Source organism: Paenibacillus sp. 01T422 (genome assembly GCF_056398785.1).
This window is the reverse complement of sequence record NZ_JBFTQB010000502.1, coordinates 1-7894: the sequence shown is the minus strand read 5'-3', so window position 1 is coordinate 7894 and position 7894 is coordinate 1. Positions and strand designations below refer to the sequence as shown.

5 protein-coding genes and 1 pseudogene are annotated in these 7894 nt (G+C 44.7%); 4 read left to right on the top strand and 2 right to left on the bottom strand.

What is annotated here, in order from left to right:
• Positions 1 to 281 precede the first annotated feature (281 nt).
• Positions 282 to 1169, bottom strand: coding sequence for a LysR family transcriptional regulator (locus AC1DUA_RS24335; protein WP_477502217.1), 888 nt, complete (start codon positions 1167 to 1169; stop codon positions 282 to 284).
• 333 nt (positions 1170 to 1502) lie between these two features.
• On the opposite strand from AC1DUA_RS24335, the gene AC1DUA_RS24330 reads away from it, so the two are divergent.
• Together AC1DUA_RS24330 and AC1DUA_RS24325 are read left to right on the top strand one after the other, a co-directional pair.
• Entirely contained in the window at positions 1503 to 1610 is a 108-nt protein-coding gene (locus AC1DUA_RS24330) for a DinB family protein (RefSeq protein WP_477502218.1), read from the top strand.
• Positions 1611 to 1677: 67 nt separating this feature from the next.
• Positions 1678 to 2718: an NADH:flavin oxidoreductase/NADH oxidase gene (locus AC1DUA_RS24325; RefSeq protein ID WP_477502216.1), complete on the top strand. Its 1041-nt coding sequence runs from the start codon at positions 1678 to 1680 to the stop codon at positions 2716 to 2718.
• Positions 2719 to 3392: 674 nt separating this feature from the next.
• Here the strand turns inward: AC1DUA_RS24325 and AC1DUA_RS24320 are convergent.
• Positions 3393 to 4565: pseudogene (locus AC1DUA_RS24320) on the bottom strand (IS110 family RNA-guided transposase); the annotation flags it as partial.
• Between the two features lie 284 nt (positions 4566 to 4849).
• Here AC1DUA_RS24320 and AC1DUA_RS24315 point away from each other — a divergent pair.
• Together AC1DUA_RS24315 and AC1DUA_RS24310 are read left to right on the top strand one after the other, a co-directional pair.
• On the top strand, positions 4850 to 6280 hold the full coding sequence (locus AC1DUA_RS24315; RefSeq protein ID WP_477502215.1) for a PTS mannitol transporter subunit IIBC: 1431 nt from the start codon (positions 4850 to 4852) through the stop codon (positions 6278 to 6280).
• 65 nt (positions 6281 to 6345) lie between these two features.
• The coding region (locus AC1DUA_RS24310; RefSeq protein WP_477502214.1) for a BglG family transcription antiterminator at positions 6346 to 7894 on the top strand (1549 nt) is incomplete at its 3' end.

Here is a 7894-nt window from a genome sequence, read left to right as displayed (position 1 = left end):
ATGCTAATTTTGTTTCCTCGGTACCAAAGGTGACCAGTTTGCGTTGTGGCATAAAGGAATAAAAGAAAAAGAGACCGATTGGACGAGTGAAAGGCTCGCCCGAACGGTCTTTTCTTGTACACTTTAGCTGACTCGTTATCCTATATAAAAATCGATTGTGACTTCTTCGCTGAATCCCAGCGCTCGAAACACGCTAAGAATTTGTGCGAGCAAAGTCACTGTACGGTAGAGGGAATTCGCAATAAAAAGCCGCGTAAATAGCGGTTATAATATTTTAAAGTTCAGGTAGCAGTGTTCGGATTCGAATTCGAATCAAATAAAGTTAACAACTGTTTACTTATCGATTTGTCGCGAGTAATAACTGAGATTTGACGGGTCAATCCAAAATCAGTAATGGGRATTACTTTGATCGTAGGCTTGGCTTGGATGATGAATATTTCAGGCAAAATGGTTATGCCCAAATTGGCGTGTACAAAACCAAGGATGCTTTGCCCGAGCTCAATTTCTAACGCGATATGTAACGTTTCTCCTCTAGTTGAAAACTCTTTCTCAACCAACATCCTAACATCACACCCCTCAGGCAACACGACAAAGGTGTCTTCTTTTATCTCATCAAAGGATACTTTGTCTTTATTTCCATATATAGGGTGATTGACATTAACAAATAAGAAGAAATTTTCCTTAAAGACAGGCGCTGTATGAAAATTATGCTGTACACCTCTGTCATCAAATAAGGCAGCATCAATGGTACCGTTTTCTATATTTTTGAGCAAGTCAAAAAAACTGTAAAATACTCTGATTTTGAACGCCACTTTGATTTCTTCCAGTTTAATCGCTGCCATAAGGCTAGGCAAGAAAATAGTTGCAATGCTTGGCCAAGATCCAATAATAAGATCTAATTTGCCCTCTGCTTGGCTTTGTGTAATCTCTCTTCTCAACTCGTTGAGTTCGCTTATAATTTTCTTGCTTCTTTCAAGTACAATCTGGCCAGACTGCGTCAAAGTCACGCCTGTGGATGATCGCACCAACAATTGCGCGCCCACTTCATCCTCTAAATTACGAATTTGTTTGCTCAAGGCGGGCTGGCTAATATGCAGAATGTCACTAGCTTTCGTTAAACTCTTCGTTTCAGCCGTCTGCCGGAAGGCTTCTAACCATTCGATCTTCACGTCCATCCCCCATAACTTATTGTTATTCCACACCAAACATATCGGTAGTTCGATTCACAGCTCTGAGATGTTACAGTATGGATGCGGCAAACACAACGAAATGCTAACATGATCTTTTGCATTTTGCGATCAGATTATTTACGGAAGTAGGAATGGAGCCCTGGTAATATATCCAACAATGGCGGGGCTAACTCTCTATCTACTATTAGGAGGTAATATATATGACAAACGAACTAATACTGGACAACAAGTTTTGAAACGTTGGAGAATGCATCGCAATGCGAGCTTGTAGCGATTTTGTCCGAAACAGGTGGGGAGTGACGTCCTTGGGATATTCTTCATCGCCTAATAGGTCATGAGGTACATCATAAAGGACAACTATACGTTTATGCCCGTATGCTTGGCGCAACGCCGCCATTTTATGCAGATTTAAGTCTTTAATAGGATTTTATTAAATTGGTGATGCTTATGTCATATCATTGAAAGTAACTACTGGGAGGAATATTAAATGGATCATTTATTTACACCCTATAAGTTAAAAGGTTTGGAACTGAAAAATCGTGTCGTGATGCCACCAATGTGTCAATATGCAGTCAAGAATAATGACGGTATCGTAAACGATTGGCACTATAATCACTACCTTAGCCGCGCAATTGGCGGCGCGGGCCTTATCATTATTGAGATGACTGATATTGAGCCGGACGGTCGGATTACCGATTTTGACCTAGGGTTATGGTCCGACGACCATATCGCTCCTTTGAAGCGAATCGTCGATGCCGTTCACCAATACGGAGCTAAAATTGGCATTCAGATTGCTCATGCGGGACGTAAAGCGGAGCACGCCGAAATTCCGGTTGCGCCATCCGCCATTCCATTCGATGAGACTGAGACGTATAAAACGCCCCGCGAACTGACAACGGACGAAATTAAGCAAATGGTGGAAAAATTTCGTTTGGCTGCCGAGCGTGCGATCAAGGCTGGCGTAGATACGATTGAAATTCACGGAGCTCATGGCTACTTGATTCATCAGTTCCAGTCTGCCTATACAAACAAGCGCACGGATGAATACGGTCAAGATTTGTCATTGTTCGGTCAGCAAGTTGTCCGAGCTGTTAAAAGCGTGATGCCTGATGACATGCCATTATTTATGCGCATTTCGGCAAGAGAGTATGTGGATGGTGGGTATGGCCTTGAGGAAAGTATCGCATTCTCCAAGGCGTACAAGGAATCGGGTGTAGACCTGTTTCATATCAGTTCCGGTGGAGAAGGCCCTATTCTTGCTCATGGAAGACCGGGGACTCACGTGGCGTATCAGGTACCTATGGCAAGGGAAATTAGGAACGCGTTGAACGTACCTGTTATTGCCGTAGGCCGATTAGATGAGCCAGCACTAGCCAATGCCGTGATCGGCAACGAAGAAGCAGATCTCGTGGCGGTTGGCCGCGGGATGCTAAGGAATCCTTATTGGACGCTTGAAGCTGCCAAGAAGCTTGGAAAAGAAATTGAGTATCCTGRTGTATATGGCATGGGGTTTGGTCTTAAGCAATAGATTATATGGATGTGGGGCTGTCCACCTTTTGGGGCAGCCCCTTTTGCACGTACACTTGATGCTCGGTGCATGATGCAATAAGTGCAGTAAATTCGCATCTGAACCAATTATAGGTGCGGAATGATGTAAAAAGTGCATCAAATATAGCGACTTTGCTCTATTTTCGATGGTATCGATGAAATTAACTGCACAAARTGCATGATTATCTCCGAAATCCTCGATAATACGAAAATTTGCTGTACATTTTGCATCAAATTAGATATTGTCCGCTACGATTTCCCCTTGCGCGTCAATTCCGCTCCCTCGGTATAATCTGATTTCCTCACGCAAGCTCGTCTATTCGCAGGATTTCATCCTTTAGATTTTAATGATAAACGAAAGATAGCGAGATATATTAGGACGTGTCGTTAAAAAGGCGTGCGGGAACAGAGGTGGAGTTGATTCACCCAATACATTCCAGATGCTGCACGTATTCTCCACGGTGCCCTTAGCGATTTTCACTCCCATGTCTCGACGGGTCATAGCCCTCTCATTCCTTCGTCACATCTATCTAAGGGGTGGAGGTCGGTCTTTCTAACGGAACAGGTCGGAGCCTTTTTGCGTAATGTATCCCGATACTCCGTGCTTTCTTTGTCTCCTGCGAATACGCCAACTTGCGTGAGATAAGGTATATTTTAAGCTGCTAATGTAAAGATTTTATTGGGGTTGTAGGCTTCATCACTACGGGCCATTCCTACTAAGAGTCGAGCTAGTTTTCCACATAACTTCATGATGGACTTCATCTTTTTAAGCTTTTTCACCTGAACATTATRGTGATGTAAGGCTTTAAATTCTTGGTTACTCATGACCATGCACATCGTGACTAAATAGAGAAAGTGACGCAGCCGTGGACGGCCTCGTTTACTGAGCTTCAGTTGTCCCTTCCATTTACCCGAGCTTGCTTCGGTMACATTAAGGCCTGCGTGACGGAGAAGAGCATTCCCRTGTGAATAACCTCTAAGATCTCCAGACTCTCCTAAAATACCAGCTAGAGCAATGGCACTTATKCCAGTAATAGCAAGAATTTTGCCTGAATAGGGGATACGTTCAACAACGTCYTTGGCTTCTTTTTCGATCCTCTGCAGTTGTTTAGTGGCTAARTCRTGCTCCTCAAGGAGCTGCTCTAGATGRAGTTTGTAAGCATGTGTTGCYTGCTTAGATCCAACAGTTTTCTTGGCAAGATCGATGAGTARATGAGCTCTACGTACACCAGAATGCCGCTTCATGGATTTCTGCCATCCTTTAATGACATCGTCAGGACTTAGTTTACATAGCTCAGCTGGGAGCGGAAAAAGCCGTAGGGTTAACAATGCACCCTTRCAAGTTAAGATCTTAAAGACTTGTCTYAGTTCAGGGAAGACAATGTCGACCCAGCGGTGGATTTGGTTGACGGCACTTACAAGTCGTTTAACGACGGTTTCWCGGTTAGCCATGAGTACTCGCAGCTCCTCGTACTCAGAGGAGTGGAAACGGACAGGGGAGTAGTAGCCGTTTTTCACCATGTCGGCAATAACTAAAGCATCTTTTTTGTCGCTTTTAGAGCGTRTATTGTCGCGGTTTTCTTTATTCTTTTTAACGAGATGAGGATTAACAAGTACGGCATCAATGGCTTTGTTTTTAAGCCATCCGGCAAGATTTAACCAGTAATGTCCAGTCGGTTCCATWCCAACAATTATTTGAGATAGCTTGTATGAAACTAACAAGTCGCGAATCYAACGATYGAGGGTTTTGAAACCATCTTCGTCATTACTGAACTCTAAAGGATTACCGAGAGCGACTCCRCGGAAGTTAACCGCTCTAGCAACATGAGCCTTTGCTTATCTTGTGATTTAAACTTCATAGTAGAGCGTCCTCCTGGATGATGGAATTAAAGGGCTTTTGACCCGTTGCGTACTTCCATCGTACAGAGGCGCTCGTTTTTTTACAAAGCTGAAATTTATCCATCTACAGGAATCTAACGGGAAATACTAGAATGGCAGGTTTAAATGATGTCAACATCATTCATGACGAAAAGGGATTTTGATTTGATTGATCATGAAAGCGTTTTTGCATTACGATATGAACATGAAACAGACAAAGGGAGGTTATTCTAATGAGTGAGATTGCTGCACATAAGCAAGCATCGTCCGGTGGATTCCGGGTGAAAGTGCAAAGTTTCGGTCGTTTCTTGAGCGGCATGGTAATGCCTAATATTGGGGCGTTCATCGCTTGGGGATTAATTACGGCTTTATTTATTCCGACCGGCTGGATACCAAATGAATATTTGGCTAAGCTCGTAGGTCCAATGATAACTTATCTCCTTCCACTCTTGATTGGGTACACGGGAGGAACGATGATTCATGGTACACGTGGTGGTGTCATCGGGGCAGTAACCACGATGGGGGTCGTCATCGGAACGGACATTCCGATGTTTATGGGGGCAATGATCGTAGGTCCCTTCGCCGCGTGGGTGCTTAAGCAGTTCGATAAGTCGATTGAGGGTAAAATCAAGTCTGGCTTCGAAATGCTTGTTAACAATTTCTCTTCAGGTATCATAGGAGCCATTCTAGCTGTTCTGGCTTACACGGTTGTTGGCCCTGCCGTTCAGGTAGTGAGCAAGGGGCTTGCTTCCGGCGTTCAGGCGCTAGTCAACGCAGGTCTGCTTCCACTGGCGAACGTTTTAATTGAGCCAGGTAAAGTGCTTTTCTTGAACAACGCAATTAATCACGGTGTTCTGAGCCCAATCGCACTTGATCAAGCATCCAAAACAGGCAAGTCCATTCTGTTCATGCTAGAGTCTAATCCTGGTCCAGGACTTGGTATTCTCTTAGCTTACTGGTTTGTTGGACGCGGCGCAGCTAAACTTTCCGCTCCAGGTTCAGCTATTATTCACTTTTTTGGCGGTATCCATGAGATCTATTTCCCATACATCTTGATGAATCCGCGTCTTATTCTAGCTGTCATTGCAGGTGGTGTGACAGGTACGTTCACGTTCTCCCTCTTCAATGCGGGACTGGTTGCACCTCCTTCACCGGGAAGCATTTTTGCTTACATCGCAATGGCTCCAAAAGGCGGTATGCTGCCGATTTTCAGCGGCGTAATCACCTCTACGATCGTCTCCTTCGGGGTAGGTGCCTTGCTGCTAAAAACAACGAAGCAAACGGAAAGTGAAAATTTGGATCAGGCTAAAGCAAGAATGAAAGAAATGAAGCAAGCCCCAGCTGCGGCGGCGGCAGAGCAGTTAAATGTTCCTGTAACGAAGTCTGTTCACAATGTACAGAAAATCGTTTTCTCCTGCGATGCCGGGATGGGATCAAGTGCAATGGGAGCTTCTATTTTAAGAAAAAAAATGAAAGAAGCTGCCATAAATATCGCCGTCGTCAATACGGCAATTAATGATATCCCATCCGATGCTGATATCGTGATTACGCACAAATCCTTAACGGATCGCGCACGAAACAAAGCACCGCAAGCTGAGCATATTTCCATTGAGAATTTCATGAAAAGCCCGGAATATGATGAGCTGGTGAAACGATTGGGCTAAATATAGTTATCTAACGCTGGCATCTTGCCGGCGTTATCTCCATTTTGTTCGTGAGGAGAATAATCATGAGCCTCTCAAACAGGCATCGGCAAATCCTTGAGCTGTTAATGAATCAAAGGGATGACATTACAGCGGGAGAGATTGCTGCTGAGATCAATGTAAGCACTAGAACGGTTCATAGAGAACTGTCTGAGCTAGAGACTATTCTAACGAATCACGGGATAGAGCTGCGCAAGAAGTCGGGAAAAGGTATTCAACTCCTAGCGGGGCCGGAGAAACTAGAGGCCTTGAGGAAACTGCTGGATAGCAGGGTGGATGTGGAGTATTCAGCTGAGGAACGAAGGATGCTGCTGCTGTGCCTGCTGCTTCAGGAGGAGGAACCCGTTAAGCTCTTTTCGTTGTCGTACGATTTGGCAGTAACGATTCCAACGATCACCAATGATCTTGACGAGTTAGATAGCTGGGTCAAAAGGTCAAATCTCACCCTAGTCCGCAAACGGGGCTACGGCGTTGAGCTGAGCGGTACAGAGGCTAATAAGCGCAGGATGATTTTGCGGCTGGCGCAAAACGGGCTTGATGAGTCAGATCTCTTTGGAAAAAGTGAGAACCAGCACTCGCCACTGGCACAAAAGCTTAAGAAGCTTATTGGCAAAGAGAATTTCACAAAAGTGGAAGAAGCGCTTTGGCTAGCGGAAGACGAAGGGTTGAGCGAAATATCAGAGGAGGAGTATACGAACCTACTCATTTCCCTCTCCATTACGATTGCCAGAATTCAGATGGGCAGACAGATTGAGGTGAATAGTGATCATCACTCGACTCGTCCAAGCAAATTGCTTACCCATACGATTGATCACCTGATAAAAGCAATGCAGATTCAGCTAACTACAGCTGAAATTTCGTATATTGCTGAGCTGTTGGAGTCAACCTCAACGCCACATTCTAATTTGCTGCTGCCGATAGATGAGCTGAGCTATATGGAAATGGTCTGGAAGCTCATTCGCAGAATGGAAAAAAGCCTAGGCGTACCGTTCAGCGACGATCGTTCTTTGAAAGAAGGACTGCTGAGTCATCTGGAGTCTGCGATCAAGCGGTTATTGGCGGGGGCAACGATTCGCAATCCGCTTTTGACACAAATTAAGAAAGATTATGAAGTGCTGTTCGAAGCCATTCGGGAAGCTGTCGATATGACCATCAGTGAAATTGCTATACCGGACGAAGAAATCGGGTTCCTGGTTATGCATTTCGGTGCTTCCATCGAGCGGCAGAAACAGTTTAAACGCAATGTGAGAGCCATTCTGGTCTGCACTAGCGGCATAGGAACCTCCAAAATGTTGGCCGTGCGCCTAACCAAGGAGCTTCCGCAAATTAATATTGTTGGCAATGCTTCCTGGTTTGAAGCTGCACGTATTCCTGAGAAGGACTACGATTTAATCATATCGACAGTAGACCTTCCGCTCCCTTCAGACCAATACATCAAGCTCAGTCCGCTATTGACGAAAGATGAGGCAGAACGCTTACGGCTTTTTATTCAAAATGTGACTTTGCAAAAAGAGTCTGGTGAACCTGTCCAAATGCAGCCGGAGGTAGGGTCTAGAGATCGATTGCATCGTATCC